We start from the raw sequence: 16,885 nt of genomic DNA, 5'->3' as shown, positions 1-16,885 counted from the left end.
TCGCAGCCGTCAGCGTCGTCTTGCCATGGTCAACATGACCAATCGTCCCGATGTTGCAGTGCGGCTTCGTCCGCTCGAATTTCGCTTTGGCCATTTTGGCTCTCCACTCTCTCAGCGCTGTCGGTGACCGGCCGGATCAGGCGTACTTCGCCTGAACCTCCTCGGCGACCGCCTGCGGGACCTGCTCGTAGTGATCGAACTGCATGGTGTACTGGGCCCGCCCCTGGCTCATCGAACGCAGGGTGTTCACGTAGCCGAACATGTTGGCCAGCGGCACCATGGCATTGACGACGGTGGCAACGCCCCGGCTCTCGGTGCCCTGGATCTGGCCGCGGCGGCTGTTCAGGTCGCCAATGATGTCGCCCATGTACTCCTCGGGGGTCACCACTTCGACCTTCATGATCGGCTCGAGGAGCTTCGGCGCCGCCTTCTGGATCGCCTCGCGGAATGCCGCCCGCGAGGCGATCTCGAAGGCAAGCACGCTCGAATCGACGTCGTGATAGGCGCCATCGACGAGACGGACCCTGACGTCGACGATCGGGAACCCGGCCAGCACACCCGACGTCAGCACCGACTTCAGGCCCTTCTCGACACCGGGGATGTACTCCTTCGGCACCGCACCGCCGACGATCTCGCTGACGAACTCGAAACCGGCGCCCGGCTCGTTCGGCTCGACGACCAGCTTGACGCGCGCGAACTGTCCGGACCCGCCGGTCTGCTTCTTGTGCGTGTAGTCGACCTCGGCCGACTTGGTGACCGTCTCGCGGTAGGCGACCTGCGGCGCGCCGACATTCGCCTCGACCTTGAACTCGCGCCGCATGCGGTCGACGATGATCTCGAGGTGAAGCTCGCCCATGCCCTTGATGATCGTCTGGCCGGACTCCTCGTCGGTTCCGACACGGAACGACGGATCCTCGGCGGCGAGGCGATGCAGGGCGATGCCCATCTTCTCCTGGTCGGCCTTGGTCTTCGGCTCGATCGCGATCTCGATGACCGGCTCCGGAAACTCCATCCGCTCGAGGATCACCGGCTTCAGCGGATCACACAGCGTGTCGCCCGTGGTGACCTCCTTGAGGCCGGCAATCGCGACGATGTCGCCCGCGAAGGCCTCCTTGATGTCCTCACGGTGGTTCGCATGCATGTGCAGCATGCGGCCGATACGTTCGCGCTTGTCCTTGACCGTGTTCAGAACCTGCGTGCCGGCCTCGAGCTTTCCCGAATAGATGCGGCAGAAGGTGAGCGAGCCCACGAACGGGTCGTTCATGATCTTGAACGCCAGCATCGCCAGTGGCTCGTCGTCGCTCGACTTGCGGCGGATCTCCTCGCCGGTCTTGACGTCGATGCCCTTGATGTCCGGCACGTCGACCGGCGACGGAAGATAGTCGACCACCGCATCAAGCAGCGGCTGCACACCCTTGTTCTTGAAGGCCGAGCCGCACAGGACCGGCACGAATGCCGACTCGATGGTGCCCTTGCGGATGAGCCGCTTCAGCGTCGCCTCGTCCGGCAGGTTGCCCTCCAGATAGGCTTCCATCGCAGACTCGTCGACTTCGACCGCCAGCTCCACCAGCTTCTCGCGATAGGTCTCTGCCTGATCGGCGAGATCTGCGGGAATGTCGACATAGTCGTACTGGGCGCCGAGCGTCTCGTCGCGCCAGACGATCCCCTTCATCGCCACCAGATCGACGACACCCCTGAACTCGCTCTCCGCGCCGATCGGCAGCTGGATCACGAGCGGCGTGGCGCCGAGACGGGTCCTCACCATCTCGACCGAGCGGTAGAAATCAGCGCCGATCTTGTCCATCTTGTTGACGAAGATCATCCGCGGCACGTGGTACTTGTCGGCCTGACGCCACACCGTCTCGGTCTGCGGTTCGACGCCAGCATTGGCATCAAGCAGCGCGATGGCGCCATCGAGCACCCGAAGCGACCGCTCGACCTCGATCGTGAAGTCGACATGGCCGGGCGTGTCGATGATGTTGAGACGCTTGTCCTTCCAGTAAGCGGTCGTCGCGGCGGACGTGATGGTGATGCCGCGCTCCTGCTCCTGCTCCATCCAGTCCATGGTGGCCGCGCCCTCATGGACCTCGCCGATCTTGTGACTCTTCCCGGTATAGAAGAGCACCCGCTCGGTGGTCGTGGTCTTGCCGGCATCGATGTGGGCCATGATGCCGAAGTTCCGGTAGTCCTCGATCTTGTGCGTGCGCGGCATGATCCTGGCTCCGTCGTCCCGTCACCAGCGGTAATGCGAGAAGGCCCGGTTGGCATCGGCCATCCGGTGCGTGTCCTCGCGCTTCTTCACGGCGGAGCCGCGGTTGTTGAAGGCATCCAGCAGCTCGCCGGACAGCCGCTCGACCATCGTGCGCTCGTTGCGGGCGCGCGCGGCAGCGATCAGCCAGCGGATCGCCAGCGCCTGGCGGCGGTCCGGACGAACCTCGACCGGCACCTGGTAGGTCGCACCGCCGACCCGGCGGGAACGCACCTCGATCGACGGCATCACATTGTCGAGCGCCTGCCGGAACACCGCGACCGGATCCTGCTTCGCGCGGCTCTCTATGGCATCGAAGGCGCCGTAGACGATGCTCTCCGCCACCGACTTCTTGCCGTGGCGCATGATCGAATTCATGAACTTCGAGACCGTCACATCCCCGTACTTCGGATCCGGGATGATCTCGCGTTTCTCGGCGCTGTGGCGGCGGGACATCGGCTGGCCCTCACTCGTACCTGTCTATGAATCCTTCGGCCCTCGGCGGACCATCAAAAATGCGAAGAGGCCCGACTTACTTGGGCCTCTTGGCTCCATACTTGGACCGGCGCTGACGGCGAGCCGATACACCCTGGGTGTCGAGCACACCGCGAATGATGTGATAGCGCACGCCCGGAAGATCCTTCACGCGGCCACCGCGAATCATCACCACCGAGTGCTCCTGGAGATTGTGACCCTCGCCAGGAATGTACCCGATCACCTCGAAGCCATTCGTCAGGCGCACCTTGGCCACCTTGCGAAGCGCGGAGTTCGGCTTCTTCGGGGTTGTCGTGTAGACGCGGGTGCAGACGCCACGCTTCTGCGGGCAGGCCTCCATCGCCGGCACCTTGTTGCGCTTCACCGGCGCCTTCCGCGGATTGCGGATCAATTGGTTGATCGTCGGCATCGATCGCCTTCTTCAGATCCCTAGCCGGCAGAGCCGGACTGCGCGTAAACGACATCAAGGACCGCCGCCCCGAACCCGGAGAGCGGTCCCAAAACAGAGGATCGCAGCCCGGAGGCCGCGATCGTGGCTCGCTAGTTGTTCGTCGCAAGACGAGCGTCAGTGTCTAGGCCTTAAACGATGTTCATGTCGCGATGACACGAACGGAACAGGCCTACCACCTGCCGCGAAGCTCGGCGGAACATATTCGCCGGCTCCTGCCCCGTCAACCCCGCAAACGGGCAATATCGTCACGAATTCCGAAGCCTTCGCGACATTTGTCGCAAGACGACATATCCCGGGACGATCAGACGGCCGCCCCTGCGCTGATCGGGCGACTCAGGGCCGCCGGGTCAGACTGACGTCGAAGTCCACGACGCAGTTCCTGACGTTATCGAATCCGTTGATCTGACCCTTCAGGCGCACCGCCTCGGTGCTGGCATTGACGGCTGACGGGGAGCGCAGCGTCACGCGCATCCTCGGCTTTGTCGGATAGACCCAGAGCTGGCTGCCGAGCCCCCCGCCGTCGACCGTCTTGTAAGCCGCGGTGAGGTTGCCGGACTGCAACACGAAGCTGGTCGCATAGAACAGGGGGAAGAACACCGAGAACCGCGTGCTGGGGCCGTTGCTGCCGACCCCTGGCGGACGGTAGCGTGCACTGGCATATACAGTTCCCTCCCAGCCCTCGGCCTGACACTGGCTGGTGAAGGAGAAGAAGCCGCCACCGCGGAACTCCACGGTCTGGGCCTCGACCGATTGCGCCGACACGACGGTCGCCCCGGCCAGCAGCAAGCCGCCTGCGATCCATCTCCGAAACAGTGCCCTTGACGAACGCGGCATCAATGCCTCCCGCCCCATGGTTTGACGGGTGCAATGCGCGATGGCCCGCCAGCGACGGTTCGCGCCGCAACGTCACGGTAGACTTGAATCGCCGGGTCGGCAACAGACGCGCGAGGGTCGCCGCGACGGTTCAACCGTGGAACGCGATCACCGCCACTTCGCCGTCGATGGCATCCCAATAGGCCGCCGCGAACGTCGGATCGTCGGGCTCCCCGTCCACAATGCCGATCCGGTCGAGTTCCGCCCGGCCGTAGCCTTCGTTGGCAAGCGCCGCCAGGGCGCGGCTGATCGCCGCCCCCTCGTCGGTCGCGGTCAGCAGGACGTTGACGGGAACGGCGTCGTTCTCGTCCTCGGACGGATCGTATCCGTCGGCGAGCGGCCCGGCACGCGACGCACGGCCGACGAGGACATAGACGTGCACGTCCTCGCAACATTCATCGGACATCTTCCTCTCCGCCACGGGGCCCGGCGCCGAGCCATTCGGCTGCCGGGTCCGACCATCGCACGATCGCGGCGGCAGGAACACCCGCCGCGGCCCGTCAGCCAACCGGTATCGTCTGACAGGTCGGGCAGCAGCGCCGGGTTCGGGGCAGCCGCACGGCAACCGGGTAATGCCGCGCAGCCGGTTTCCGCCCCGGGACGCGAAATGGCCGCCCCCTCGGGGGCGGCCTTCATCACGGCATGTGCCCTGGCCGGGTTGCGCGCTACTCGGCCGCGCCCCCTGCCGGGCGCACTTCCTCCAGCGCGCCCCGCTCGCGGCTTTCCACGATCAGATCGTCGCGGTGGGTGGCGATCTCGCGCAGGCGGTTCATCACCGCGCCCGTGCCGGCCGGAATGAGGCGCCCGACGATGACATTCTCCTTCAGCCCCTCGAGCGTATCGACCTTGCCCTGAGTCGCGGCCTCGGTGAGGACGCGCGTGGTTTCCTGGAAGGAGGCCGCGGAGATGAAGCTGCGGGTCTGCAGGCTCGCCTTGGTGATGCCGAGCAGCACCGGCGTTCCTGTCGGCGGCCGCTTGCCTTCGGCGACCAGCCGTTCGGCCGTCTCCTGCAACTCGATCTGGTCGATCTGCTCGCCGGACAGGAAATCAGAGTCGCCCGGGTCGGAGATCTCCACCTTCTGCAGCATCTGCCGGACGATGACCTCGATGTGCTTGTCGTTGATCGACACGCCCTGCAGCCGATAGACTTCCTGGATCTCGTTGACCAGATAGGCCGCCAACTCCTCGACGCCCTTGATCGCCAGGATGTCGTGCGGGGCCGGGTTGCCGTCGAGAATGTACTCGCCCTTCTCGATGTGGTCGCCCTCCTGCACGTAGAGGTGGCGCCCCTTCGGGATAAGATATTCCCGTGGCTCCTCGTTCTCGTCATCCGGCACGATGCGGATCCGGCGCTTGTTCTTGTAGTCGCGCTCGAACCGGACGGTTCCGGTGATTTCCGCGATGATCGCGTGATCCTTCGGACGCCGGGCTTCGAAGAGCTCGGCCACGCGCGGCAGACCACCGGTGATGTCGCGGGTCTTGGCGCTTTCGAGCGTGATGCGGGCAAGAACGTCGCCGGCCTTGACCTCCGCACCCGGCTCGACCGCGATCACCGTATCGACGGCGAGCAGATACCGGGCTTCGCCGCCGCGCGACAGCTTGCGGACCTCGCCGTCCTTGCCGCGGATCACCAGAGCCGGGCGCAGCTCCGCGCCGCGCGGATTGGTCCGCCAGTCGGTGACGACACGCTTGGTGATGCCGGTTGATTCGTCGGCAGTCTCGATCAGCGAGGCGCCCTCGACAAGATCCTCGAAGCCGACGACACCGTCGACCTCGGTGATGATCGGCCGGGTATAAGGATCCCATTCGGCGAGACGTTGGCCGCGCTTCACCGTGTCGCCCTCATCCACCCTGAGGCGCGTGCCGTAGTTGAGGCGGTGAACCGCCCGCTCGTTGCCCTCGCCATCCACGATGACCAGCGAAACGGAGCGCCCCATGACGATGAGCGAGCCCTCGGAGTCGCGCACCACGTTGCGGTTCCGCAGCTCCACCTTGCCATCGAAGTTGGACTCGATGAAGGACTGCTCGGCGATCTGGGCGGTGCCACCGATATGGAACGTGCGCATGGTCAGCTGGGTGCCCGGCTCGCCGATCGACTGGGCGGCGATGACACCAACCGCCTCGCCCAAGTTGACCGGGGTGCCCCGCGCCAGGTCACGGCCGTAGCACGTGCCGCAGACGCCGTTGCGGGTCTCGCAGGTCAACACCGATCTGATCTTGATCTCCTGGATCTGGGCTTCCTCGATCCGCTCGACGTCCTTCTCCTCGATCATCCGCCCGGCTGGGACGATCACCTCATTGGTGCGCGGATCGACGACATTCTCGGCCGCCGTGCGGCCCAGCACGCGCTGACCGAGCGAGACGATCACCTCGCCGGCGTCGACGACGGCGGCCATGGTGATGCCGCGGGTCGAGCCGCAATCCAGCTCGGTAATGATCGAATCCTGGGCGACGTCGACCAGACGACGGGTCAGATAGCCGGAATTGGCCGTCTTCAGGGCGGTGTCTGCGAGGCCCTTGCGCGCGCCATGCGTCGAGTTGAAGTACTCGAGCACCGACAGGCCCTCCTTGAAGTTGGAGATGATCGGGCTCTCGATGATCTCGCCGGACGGCTTGGCCATCAGGCCGCGCATGCCGGCGAGCTGCTTCATCTGCGCCGGCGAACCGCGGGCGCCCGAGTGGGCCATCATGTAGATCGAGTTGATCGGCTTCTCGCGCCCGGTCTCCGGGTCGAACTCCACCGCCTGGATGCGCGCCATCATCTCGTCGGCGACGCGGTCGGTGCACTTCGCCCACGCGTCAACGACCTTGTTGTACTTCTCGCCCTGGGTGATGAAGCCGTCGTTGTACTGCTGCTCGTACTCCTTGGCGAGCTGGCGGGTCTCCTCGACCAGCTTCTCCTTGGTGTCCGGGATCACCATGTCGTCCTTGCCGAACGAGATGCCGGCGAGGCAGGCATGCCGGAAGCCGAGCGCCATCATCCGGTCGCAGAAGATCACCGTCTCCTTCTGGCCGCAGTGACGGTAGACCGTGTCGATGGCGTTGGAGATCTCGCGCTTGGTGAGCGGCTTGTTGACCACGTCGAACGGCACCGAGGGATGCTTGGGCAGCAGCTGGCCGATCAGCATCCGCCCCGGCGTGGTCTCGACGATGCGGGTCGTCTCCTGACCATTCTCGTCGAAGGCATGGACGCGGCCCTTGATCTTGGTGTGCAGCGTCACCGTCTTCGTATGCAGCGCATGCTCGATCTCGCCGATCGAGGCGAAGGCCATGCCCTCGCCCGGCTCCCTCTGGCGCATCATCGACAGGTAGTAGAGTCCCAGGACGATGTCCTGGCTCGGCACGATGATCGGCGAGCCGTTGGCCGGATGCAGGATGTTGTTGGTCGACATCATCAGCACGCGGGCCTCGAGCTGCGCCTCGAGCGACAGCGGCACGTGCACCGCCATCTGGTCGCCGTCGAAGTCGGCATTGAAGGCTGCGCAGACCAGCGGATGCAGCTGTATCGCCTTGCCTTCGATCAGCGTCGGCTCGAACGCCTGGATGCCGAGACGGTGCAGCGTCGGCGCACGGTTGAGCATCACCGGGTGCTCGCGGATCACCTCGTCCAGGATATCCCAGACCTCAGGCTTCTCCTTCTCGACCAGCTTCTTGGCCTGCTTCACCGTCGACGACAGCCCCTTGGCCTCAAGTCGCGAGTAGATGAATGGCTTGAACAGCTCCAGCGCCATCTTCTTCGGCAGGCCGCATTGGTGGAGCTTCAGCTCCGGACCCACCACGATCACCGAGCGGCCGGAATAGTCGACACGCTTGCCGAGCAGGTTCTGGCGGAACCGGCCCTGCTTGCCCTTCAGCATGTCGGCCAGCGACTTCAACGGACGCTTGTTGGCGCCGGTGATGACGCGGCCGCGCCGCCCATTGTCGAACAGCGCATCGACAGCCTCTTGCAGCATCCGCTTCTCGTTGCGGATGATGATGTCGGGAGCGCGCAGCTCGATCAGCCGCTTCAGACGATTGTTGCGGTTGATGACGCGGCGATAGAGATCGTTGAGGTCCGATGTCGCGAACCGGCCGCCATCAAGCGGCACCAGCGGCCGCAGATCCGGCGGGATCACCGGGATTACCGTCAGGATCATCCATTCCGGCCGGTTGCCGGATTCGATGAACGACTCGATCAGCTTCAACCGCTTCGCGAGCTTCTTCGGCTTGAGCTCCGACGTGGACTCGGCAATCTCGACCCGAAGGTCGGCTGCAAGTTTCTCCAGGTCGAGCGCCGACAGCAGATCGCGGATCGCCTCCGCGCCGATCATCGCGGTGAAGGTGTCCTCGCCATACTTGTCCTGGGCGTCGAGATACTCCTCCTCATTGAGGAGTTGCCCCTTCTTCAGCGGCGTCAGACCCGGCTCGATGACCACATAGTTCTCGAAATAGAGGATCCGCTCGAGATCCTTCAGGGTCATGTCCAGGATCATGCCGATGCGGCTCGGCAGCGACTTCAGGAACCAGATGTGCGCAACCGGGGCTGCCAGCTCGATATGCCCCATGCGCTCGCGGCGCACGCGCGACAGCGTCACCTCGACGCCGCACTTCTCGCAGATGATGCCCTTGTACTTCATGCGCTTGTACTTCCCGCACAAGCACTCGTAGTCCTTGATCGGACCGAAGATGCGGGCACAGAACAGACCGTCGCGTTCCGGCTTGAAGGTACGGTAGTTGATCGTCTCCGGCTTCTTGATCTCGCCGAAGGACCACGACTTGATCTTCTCCGGGCTCGCGATCGAGATCCTGATCTGGTCGAACGTCTGCTGTGGCGCAGTTGGATTGAAGAGGTTGAGGACTTCCTGGTTCATGTCCTGCTCCCTTTGGGCCGCAACCGGGATCGTCGATCCCGGTCCGGCGGAATGAGAAACGGCGGCTCTCGGTCGCGTCGGCTATTCGGCGGCATCCGCCGGCGGCGGCGGCAGCATCGGCCCGGCCGGCGGTGGGGTCGTGCGGGCGCGGCTGGCGATCAGCTCAACGTTGAGCCCCAGCGAGCGCATCTCCTTCACCAGAACGTTGAAGGATTCGGGGATGCCGGCCTCGAACGTGTCGTCGCCGCGGACGATCGCCTCGTAGACCTTGGTGCGGCCGGCCACATCGTCCGACTTCACCGTCAGCATTTCCTGCAGCGTGTAGGCTGCGCCATAGGCCTCCAGCGCCCAGACCTCCATCTCGCCGAAGCGCTGGCCGCCGAACTGGGCCTTGCCGCCGAGCGGCTGCTGGGTGACGAGGCTGTAGGGGCCGATCGAGCGGGCGTGGATCTTGTCGTCGACCAGGTGGTGCAGCTTCAGCATGTAGATGTAACCGACCGTGACCTTGCGGTCGAACGGCTCGCCGGTACGTCCGTCGAACAGAGTGACCTGGCCTGACGACTCGAGCCCGGCCTTCTCCAACATCTCGACGATGTCGCTCTCGTGCGCACCGTCGAAAACAGGGGTTGCCACCGGCACACCCTTTCTCAGGTTCTCGCCCAGCTCGACCAGTCCGGCTTCATCGAGATCCGCGATTGTCTCGTCATTGCCGTAGATGCGCGCATAGGCTTCACGCAGCCGCTGCGCCTCGCCGCTCTTGCGATAGGCGTCGATCGCCTGGCCGATCTGCTTGCCGAGCCCTGCGCAGGCCCATCCCAGATGGGTCTCGAGGATCTGCCCGACATTCATGCGGCTCGGCACGCCGAGCGGATTGAGCACGATGTCGACATGCGTGCCGTCATCGAGGAAAGGCATGTCCTCGATCGGCACGATGCGGCTGACCACGCCCTTGTTGCCGTGCCGGCCGGCCATCTTGTCGCCCGGCTGGATCTTGCGCTTCACCGCAACGAAGACCTTGACCATCTTCATCACGCCGGGCGGCAACTCGTCGCCGCGCTGCAACTTCTCGACCTTGTCGAGGAAGCGCTGCTCCAGACGCTTCTTCGATTCGTCGTACTGCTTGCGCAGCGCCTCGACCTCGGCCATCCGCGCCTCGTCGGCGAGACCGAACTGCCACCACTGGCCGCGCGGCACCTCGGACAGCAGCTCGCGGGTAATCTCGACATCCTTCTTGATGCCCTTCGGACCGCTGGCCGCAATCTGCCCCGTCAGCATGTCGGCAAGACGGCCGAAGACGTTGCGATCGAGGATCGCCTGCTCGTCGTCGCGATCCTTGGCGAGACGCTCGATCTCCTCGCGCTCGATGGCGATCGCCCGCTCGTCCTTTTCGACGCCGTGCCGGTTGAACACCCGCACCTCGACGACCGTGCCGGTCACGCCCGGCGGCACGCGCAGCGAGGTGTCGCGCACGTCGGATGCCTTCTCGCCGAAGATCGCCCGCAGCAACTTCTCCTCCGGCGTCATCGGACTCTCGCCCTTCGGCGTGATCTTGCCGACCAGGATGTCGCCGGCATTCACCTCGGCACCGATATAGACGATGCCCGCCTCGTCGAGATTCTTCAGCGCCTCTTCGGACACGTTCGGGATGTCGCGGGTGATCTCCTCCGGCCCGAGCTTGGTGTCGCGGGCCATCACCTCGAACTCCTCGATATGGATCGAGGTGAAGATGTCGTCGCGCACGACACGCTCCGACAGCAGGATGGAGTCTTCGAAATTGTAGCCCATCCAGGGCATGAACGCGACGAGCACGTTGCGGCCGAGCGCCAGTTCGCCGAGATCGGTCGAGGGACCGTCGGCAATGATGTCGCCCTTCTTCACGACGTCACCGACCCTGACCAGCGGACGCTGGTTGATGCAGGTGTTCTGGTTCGACCGCTGGAACTTCATCAGCCGGTAGATGTCGACGCCCGACTTGCCGGCCTCGACCTCCTCGGTGGCGCGGACGACGATACGGGTCGCGTCGACCTGATCGATGACGCCGGCACGCCGGGCAGAGATCGCCGCCCCCGAATCGCGCGCAACCACAGCCTCCATGCCGGTTCCCACCAGCGGCGCCTCGGCGCGTACCAGAGGCACCGCCTGGCGCTGCATGTTGGAGCCCATCAGCGCCCGGTTGGCGTCGTCGTTCTCGAGGAACGGGATCAGTGCCGCGGCCACCGAGACCAGCTGCTTCGGCGACACGTCCATGTAGTCGACCTTGTCGGGTGTCACCATCAGCACGTCGCCGGCATGCCGGCAGACCACCAGTTCCTCGATGAGGCGGCCGTCGCTGTCGAGCGCGGCATTCGCCTGGGCGATGTGGTGGCGCGCCTCCTCCATCGCCGACAGGTAGACCACTTCGTCGGTCACACGACCGTCGCGCACCTTGCGGTAGGGCGTCTCGATGAAGCCGTACTTGTTGACCCGGGCAAAGGTCGCCAGCGAGTTGATCAGCCCGATATTCGGGCCTTCCGGCGTCTCGATCGGACAGATGCGGCCATAATGCGTCGGATGCACGTCGCGCACCTCGAAGCCGGCGCGCTCGCGCGTCAGACCGCCCGGTCCGAGCGCCGACAGTCGGCGCTTGTGGGTGATTTCCGAGAGCGGATTCGTCTGATCCATGAACTGCGAGAGCTGCGAGGATCCGAAGAATTCCCGCACCGCCGCCGCCGCCGGCTTGGCATTGATCAGGTCCTGCGGCATCGCCGTGTCGATCTCGACCGACGACATGCGTTCCTTGATCGCCCGCTCCATGCGCAGCAGACCGACGCGGTACTGGTTCTCCATCAATTCGCCGACCGAGCGCACCCGACGGTTGCCGAGATTGTCGATGTCGTCGATCTCGCCCTTGCCGTCCCTGAGGTCGACGAGCGTCTTGATGACGGCGAGGATATCCTCCTTGCGCAGCACGCGGACGGTGTCCGGGCAGTCGAGCTCCAGGCGGATGTTCATCTTCACCCGGCCGACCGCCGACAGATCGTAGCGTTCCGGATCGAAGAACAGCGAGTGGAACATCGCCTCGGCCGCCTCGAGGGTCGGCGGCTCGCCCGGACGCATCACCCGGTAGATATCGAACAGCGCCTCTTCGCGGGTCTCGTTCTTGTCGATCGCCAGCGTGTTGCGGATGAACGGCCCGGCGCTGACGGAGTCGATGTCAAGCACCGAGATCGAGTCAAAGCCGTTCTCCGCGAACATCTCCAGCATCTGCGCGGTGATCTCCTCGCCGGCCTCGGCATAGATCTCACCGGTCTGCATGTTGACCATGTCGGTGGCCAGATACAGGCCGATCACCTCCTCGTCGGAAATCTTCAGCGACGTGAGACCCTTCTCGGCCAGTTCGCGCGCCTTGCGCATGGTGAGCTTGCGGCCGGCCTCCCAGACGACCTCACCGGTATCCGCATCGACGAGATCGTACTGCATCTTCACACCGCGCATGCGCGCGGCATCGAACGGCCGCCGCCACCCGCCACCGCTGGCCCGGGTCAGTTCGATGTGATCGTAGAAGGTTGCCAGGATCTCCTCGGCGTCGAGGCCGAGCGCCAGCAGCAGCGTCGTAACCGGCAGCTTGCGACGACGGTCGATGCGGGCATGCACGATGTCCTTGGCATCGAACTCGATGTCGAGCCAGGATCCCCGGTAGGGGATGATCCGGGCCGCGAACAGCAACTTGCCCGACGAATGCGTCTTGCCCTTGTCGTGGTCGAAGAACACGCCAGGCGAACGATGCATCTGCGAGACGATGACGCGCTCGGTGCCGTTGACGATGAAGGTGCCATTGTCCGTCATGAGCGGCATGTCGCCCATGTAGACGTCCTGCTCCTTGATGTCCTTGACCGACTTGGCGCCGGTGTCCTCGTCGACGTCGAAGACGATCAGGCGAAGCGTAACCTTCAGCGGCGCGGCATAGGTCATGCCGCGCTGCCGGCACTCGTCGACATCGTACTTCGGCGGCTCGAACTCGTAGCGGACGAATTCGAGCATGGCCGTCTCGGCGAAGTCGGAAATCGGGAACACCGACGCAAAAACGGCCTGCAGGCCGCTGTCCTCCCGTCCGCCGGCCGGATTGTCGACCTGCAGGAACTGGTCATAGGACGCCTTCTGCACCTCGATCAGGTTGGGCAGCGGCGCGACCTCGCGGATCTTGCCAAAACTCTTGCGAACGCGCTTGCGGCCAGTAAAGGTCTGCGCCATCGTCGCTCCTCGTATCGCTCTCGAACGGCTCGCCGGAGGACCCCGGAAATGGGATCGTCCGGCCAGACGTCCTGTCCACCTCTCGCGGCCCAGCCGTCCACCGGGTGCGGGCCGACCATGCCGGTTTCCGTGGCGGCATCAGCTTCCGCCATGGCCGCGCCCGCGCTCCGGGAGACCGGAGCGCGGGCCCGTTTCAACAACACCCGAAACCGAACCGACTTCGGGACTCCGCTTCGGCGCGTTGCGCCGCACCGGACCTACTTGACCTCGACGGTCGCGCCGGCAGCTTCCAGCTTCGCCTTGATCTGCGCGGCCTCGTCCTTCGAGACACCTTCCTTGACCGGCTTCGGCGCACCTTCGACCAGATCCTTGGCCTCCTTGAGGCCGAGATTGGTGATGGCGCGAACTTCCTTGATGACGTTGATCTTCTGGGCGCCCGCAGACGTCAGGATCACGTCGAACTCGGTCTTCTCCTCGGCGGCCTCGGCCGGAGCGGCGGCAGCGCCGACGGCGGCGACGGCCACCGGAGCGGCGGCGGAAACGCCCCACTTCTCCTCGAGCATCTTCGACAGCTCGGCCGCCTCGAGGACGGTGAGATTGGACAATTCTTCGACGATCTTGCTGAGATCAGCCATTGTGCAGTTCCTTCTCGGTTCGAACCAGTTTCGGGATGTCGGCCGTCAGGCCGCCTCGTTCTTCTCGGCGTATGCAGCCAGCACACGCGCGATCTGCCCGCCAGGCGCGGCGAGCACCTGCGCAACCCGGGTTGCCGGCGTGTTGATCATGCCGACCAGCTTCGCCCTCAGTTCGTCAAGCGAAGGCAGCGTCGCCAATGACCTGACGCCGTCCGGGTCGAGGGCCGTGCTGCCCATCGCTCCGCCAAGAATGACCAGCTTCTGGTTGGTCTTGGCGAAGTCGGTGGCAACCTTCGGGGCGGCGACCGGATCGTCCGAATAGGCGATCACGGTCGGCCCCTTCAGCAGCGCACCGAGATGGGCCATGTCGGTACCCTCGAGCGCGAGCTTGGCGAGGCGGTTCTTGGCCACCTTGATGCGGCCGCCGGCCGAGCGCATGCGCCCCCGGAGATCCGTCATCTCGGCGACCGTGAGACCGGCATAGTGGGCCACGACGACCACGCCGGTGTTCCGGAACACCTCGTGGAGCGACGCGACGAGCTCAGACTTTTCCGCTCTGTCCACCTGCTCTCTCCAGTCTGGCGACAGCATTGCCGTCGCCGGTTGCCCTTGCCGTCCTGTCCGGCGGAAGCGGGACGCAGACGGCGCTCGCGTTCCTGTCCCGCCCCGACGGCCGCAAGACCGCGAGGACAACGAGGTCCGAACCGGATGGCGGTGCCGATCGCACCGCGAATGCGGTTCAAGTCCCGTCTGTGCAGGCTCCGTGAGGACTTAGGCCCGAAGGCACCCGCAGTCTCGGACAGGTTTGGGCCCGTCGGCCTGCCGCCGGGCCCAGTCCTCCGCCCGGTCTCCCGGGCGGAAACTCCAATTCCTTCCGGCCCGCCGACCGGTTGCCGTCAGGCGTGCAGTGCCGTCGCCGGGTCGACCCGAACCCCTGGACCCATGGTTGACGACATCGCCACACGCTGCACGTAGGTCCCCTTCGCGCCCGACGGCTTCGCCTTGACCACGGCATCGACGAGCGCGCGGGTATTCTCCACCAGCGCCTCCTCGCTGAAGCTCGCCTTGCCGATGCCGGCATGGATGATGCCCGCCTTGTCGACGCGGAACTCAACCGCACCGCCCTTCTGCTCCCTGACGGCGTTCGCCACGTCGGCGGTCACCGTCCCGACCTTCGGATTGGGCATCAGGCCGCGCGGACCGAGCACCTTTCCGAGCCGGCCGACCAGCGGCATCATGTCCGGGGTCGCGATGCAGCGATCGAAATTGATCTCGCCCCTCTGGATCTGCTCGACGAGATCCTCGGCGCCGACCACGTCGGCGCCGGCAGCCCGCGCCTCCTCAGCCTTGTCGCCCTTGGCGAACACCGCCACGCGAACGGTGCGGCCGGTCCCGTTGGGAAGCTGGCAGACGCCCCGCACCATCTGATCGGCGTGGCGCGGGTCGACACCGAGATTGATGGCGACCTCGACCGTCTCGTCGAACTTGGCGGTCGCCCGCTCCTTGATGAGCTTCACGGCTTCCGGGAGCGGCAGGAGCTTGCGCGGATCAATGCCCTCACGGGCGGCCTTCAGACGCTTTCCGACCTTTGCCATGGCCCTTACCCCTGCACCTCGAGGCCCATCGAACGCGCCGATCCCTCGATGATCTTCATCGCCTGCTCGACATCGTTGGCATTGAGATCCTTGAGCTTCACGTTGGCGATCTCGCGGATCTGGTCACGCGTGACGACGCCGACCTTGTCGCGCCCGGGAAGCTTGGCCCCCTTGTTGATCTTGGCCGCCTGCTTCAGGAAGTACGAGGCAGGAGCCGTCTTGATCTCGAAGGTGAACGACTTGTCCTGGAACACCGTGATGACGGTCGGACAGGGCTGGCCCTTCTCGATATCCTGCGTCCTGGCATTGAACGCCTTGCAGAACTCCATGATGTTCAGGCCACGCTGGCCGAGCGCGGGACCGATCGGCGGCGACGGGGTCGCCGAGCCGGCCGGCACCTGCAGCTTGATGTAGCCTATGATCTTCTTCGCCATGTCTTCATCCTTCCGCGCCTGGGACGGCGCCGCTGGAGGAGCGTGGTTCGATCACCAGACCGGGTGGCGGACCGACCTGGATCTCCCACGCGGGAACGGACAGTCAGAGCTTCTCGACCTGTCCGTATTCGAGCTCGACCGGGGTAGCCCGACCGAAAATCGAGACCGCAACCTTCAAGCGGGCGCGCTCCTCGTCGATGTCCTCGACCACGCCGTTGAACGATGCGAACGGGCCGTCGGCCACACGCACCTGCTCGCCGATCTCGAAATGGATCGACGGCTTCGGCCGGTCGATCCCTTCCTGAACCTGCTGGACGATGCGCTGGGCCTCGGCATCGGAAATCGGGGTTGGCTTCTTGTCCGTGCCGAGAAAGCCGGTGACCTTCGGGGTGTTCTTTATCAGATGGTACGTATCGTCCGTCATGTCCATGCGGACGAGCACATAACCGGGAAAGAACTTCCGCTCCGTATCGATCTTCCGTCCGCGCCGGACCTCGACGACCTTCTCGGTCGGCACGAGGATCTCCTCGAACCGGTCGGAAAGTCCGGCCGCGGCTGCCTTCTCGCGAATAGACTCCGCGACCTTCTTCTCGAAGTTCGAGTAGGTGTGAACGATGTACCAGCGCATGGCCATTGGCCGGGGGTCTCCTCAGCGCGTTCCGAGCAGGAAGCCGACACCAAACGAGATGATCTGGTCGGCGGCCAGGAAGAACAGCGCCGCCAGCACGGCCATGATGAACACCATGACCGTGGTGATAGCCGTCTCGCGCCGCGTCGGCCACGTGACCTTCCTGGTCTCGGCCCGCACCTGCTGCAGGAATTCGAACGGGTTAACCCTGGCCATCGTCGTCTTCAGCCTTTCGACCGGATCGCCGGTCAGCGGAACTGGCAGGAGTGGAGGGACTCGAACCCCCAACCCCCGGTTTTGGAGACCGGTGCTCTAGCCAGTTGAGCTACACTCCTTTGGGTAGTTCCGCTACCTACTCGATGATCTGGGAGACGACGCCGGCGCCGACGGTGCGGCCGCCCTCGCGGATGGCGAAGCGCAGGCGCTCCTCCATGGCGATCGGCACG

15 protein-coding genes and 1 tRNA gene are annotated in these 16,885 nt (G+C 64.9%); all 16 read right to left on the bottom strand.

All coding sequences use genetic code 11. From position 1 onward, the window contains the following. A partial coding sequence (locus tag EDC22_RS17545) for a GTP-binding protein (protein WP_132808015.1) occupies positions 1-94 on the bottom strand: 94 nt, incomplete at its 3' end. A gap of 42 nt (positions 95-136) precedes the next feature. Then, a complete protein-coding gene (gene fusA / locus EDC22_RS17540; protein WP_132808012.1) occupies positions 137-2,212 on the bottom strand; it encodes an elongation factor G in 2,076 nt (691 codons plus the stop codon). Positions 2,213-2,233: 21 nt separating this feature from the next. Beyond that, positions 2,234-2,704, bottom strand: coding sequence for a 30S ribosomal protein S7 (rpsG, locus tag EDC22_RS17535; RefSeq protein ID WP_132808010.1), 471 nt, complete (start codon positions 2,702-2,704; stop codon positions 2,234-2,236). A gap of 76 nt (positions 2,705-2,780) precedes the next feature. Then, a complete protein-coding gene (gene rpsL / locus EDC22_RS17530) occupies positions 2,781-3,152 on the bottom strand; it encodes a 30S ribosomal protein S12 (RefSeq protein WP_132808008.1) in 372 nt (123 codons plus the stop codon). A gap of 375 nt (positions 3,153-3,527) precedes the next feature. After that, the gene (locus EDC22_RS17525; RefSeq protein ID WP_132808006.1) at positions 3,528-4,028 is read right to left on the bottom strand and encodes a hypothetical protein; all 501 of its coding nucleotides are present in this window, start codon (positions 4,026-4,028) and stop codon (positions 3,528-3,530) included. A 130-nt stretch (positions 4,029-4,158) separates the two neighbouring features. Further along, positions 4,159-4,473, bottom strand: coding sequence for a transcriptional regulator (locus EDC22_RS17520; RefSeq protein WP_207903837.1), 315 nt, complete (start codon positions 4,471-4,473; stop codon positions 4,159-4,161). Between the two features lie 259 nt (positions 4,474-4,732). Then, positions 4,733-8,917, bottom strand: a complete 4,185-nt coding sequence (rpoC, locus tag EDC22_RS17515; protein ID WP_132808005.1) for a DNA-directed RNA polymerase subunit beta' — start codon at positions 8,915-8,917, stop codon at positions 4,733-4,735. Between the two features lie 81 nt (positions 8,918-8,998). After that, the gene (rpoB, locus tag EDC22_RS17510; RefSeq protein WP_132808003.1) at positions 8,999-13,147 is read right to left on the bottom strand and encodes a DNA-directed RNA polymerase subunit beta; all 4,149 of its coding nucleotides are present in this window, start codon (positions 13,145-13,147) and stop codon (positions 8,999-9,001) included. A 257-nt stretch (positions 13,148-13,404) separates the two neighbouring features. After that, the gene (gene rplL, locus EDC22_RS17505) at positions 13,405-13,782 is read right to left on the bottom strand and encodes a 50S ribosomal protein L7/L12 (protein ID WP_132808001.1); all 378 of its coding nucleotides are present in this window, start codon (positions 13,780-13,782) and stop codon (positions 13,405-13,407) included. Positions 13,783-13,827: 45 nt separating this feature from the next. After that, positions 13,828-14,373 (bottom strand): 50S ribosomal protein L10, encoded by a 546-nt coding sequence (rplJ, locus tag EDC22_RS17500; protein ID WP_245499828.1) that lies wholly within the window; start codon positions 14,371-14,373, stop codon positions 13,828-13,830. 305 nt (positions 14,374-14,678) lie between these two features. Continuing rightward, entirely contained in the window at positions 14,679-15,377 is a 699-nt protein-coding gene (rplA, locus tag EDC22_RS17495; RefSeq protein WP_132807998.1) for a 50S ribosomal protein L1, read from the bottom strand. A gap of 5 nt (positions 15,378-15,382) precedes the next feature. Further along, positions 15,383-15,811 (bottom strand): 50S ribosomal protein L11, encoded by a 429-nt coding sequence (gene rplK, locus EDC22_RS17490; RefSeq protein ID WP_132807996.1) that lies wholly within the window; start codon positions 15,809-15,811, stop codon positions 15,383-15,385. Positions 15,812-15,914: 103 nt separating this feature from the next. Next, complete coding sequence (nusG, locus tag EDC22_RS17485) at positions 15,915-16,445, bottom strand: transcription termination/antitermination protein NusG (RefSeq protein ID WP_132807994.1); 531 nt, start codon at positions 16,443-16,445, stop codon at positions 15,915-15,917. 15 nt (positions 16,446-16,460) lie between these two features. Further along, positions 16,461-16,655: a preprotein translocase subunit SecE gene (gene secE, locus EDC22_RS17480; protein ID WP_132807992.1), complete on the bottom strand. Its 195-nt coding sequence runs from the start codon at positions 16,653-16,655 to the stop codon at positions 16,461-16,463. A gap of 42 nt (positions 16,656-16,697) precedes the next feature. Continuing rightward, a tRNA-Trp gene (locus EDC22_RS17475) sits at positions 16,698-16,774 on the bottom strand. A gap of 17 nt (positions 16,775-16,791) precedes the next feature. Beyond that, on the bottom strand, positions 16,792-16,885 hold a 94-nt coding region (locus EDC22_RS17470), incomplete at its 5' end, for an EF-Tu C-terminal domain-related protein (protein ID WP_483754796.1).

This window comes from Tepidamorphus gemmatus (assembly GCF_004346195.1).
GTDB classification, from domain to species: Bacteria; Pseudomonadota; Alphaproteobacteria; order Rhizobiales; family Tepidamorphaceae; genus Tepidamorphus; species Tepidamorphus gemmatus.
The sequence above is the reverse complement of the archived record's forward strand: the minus strand, read 5'-3'. Positions and strand labels throughout refer to the sequence as shown.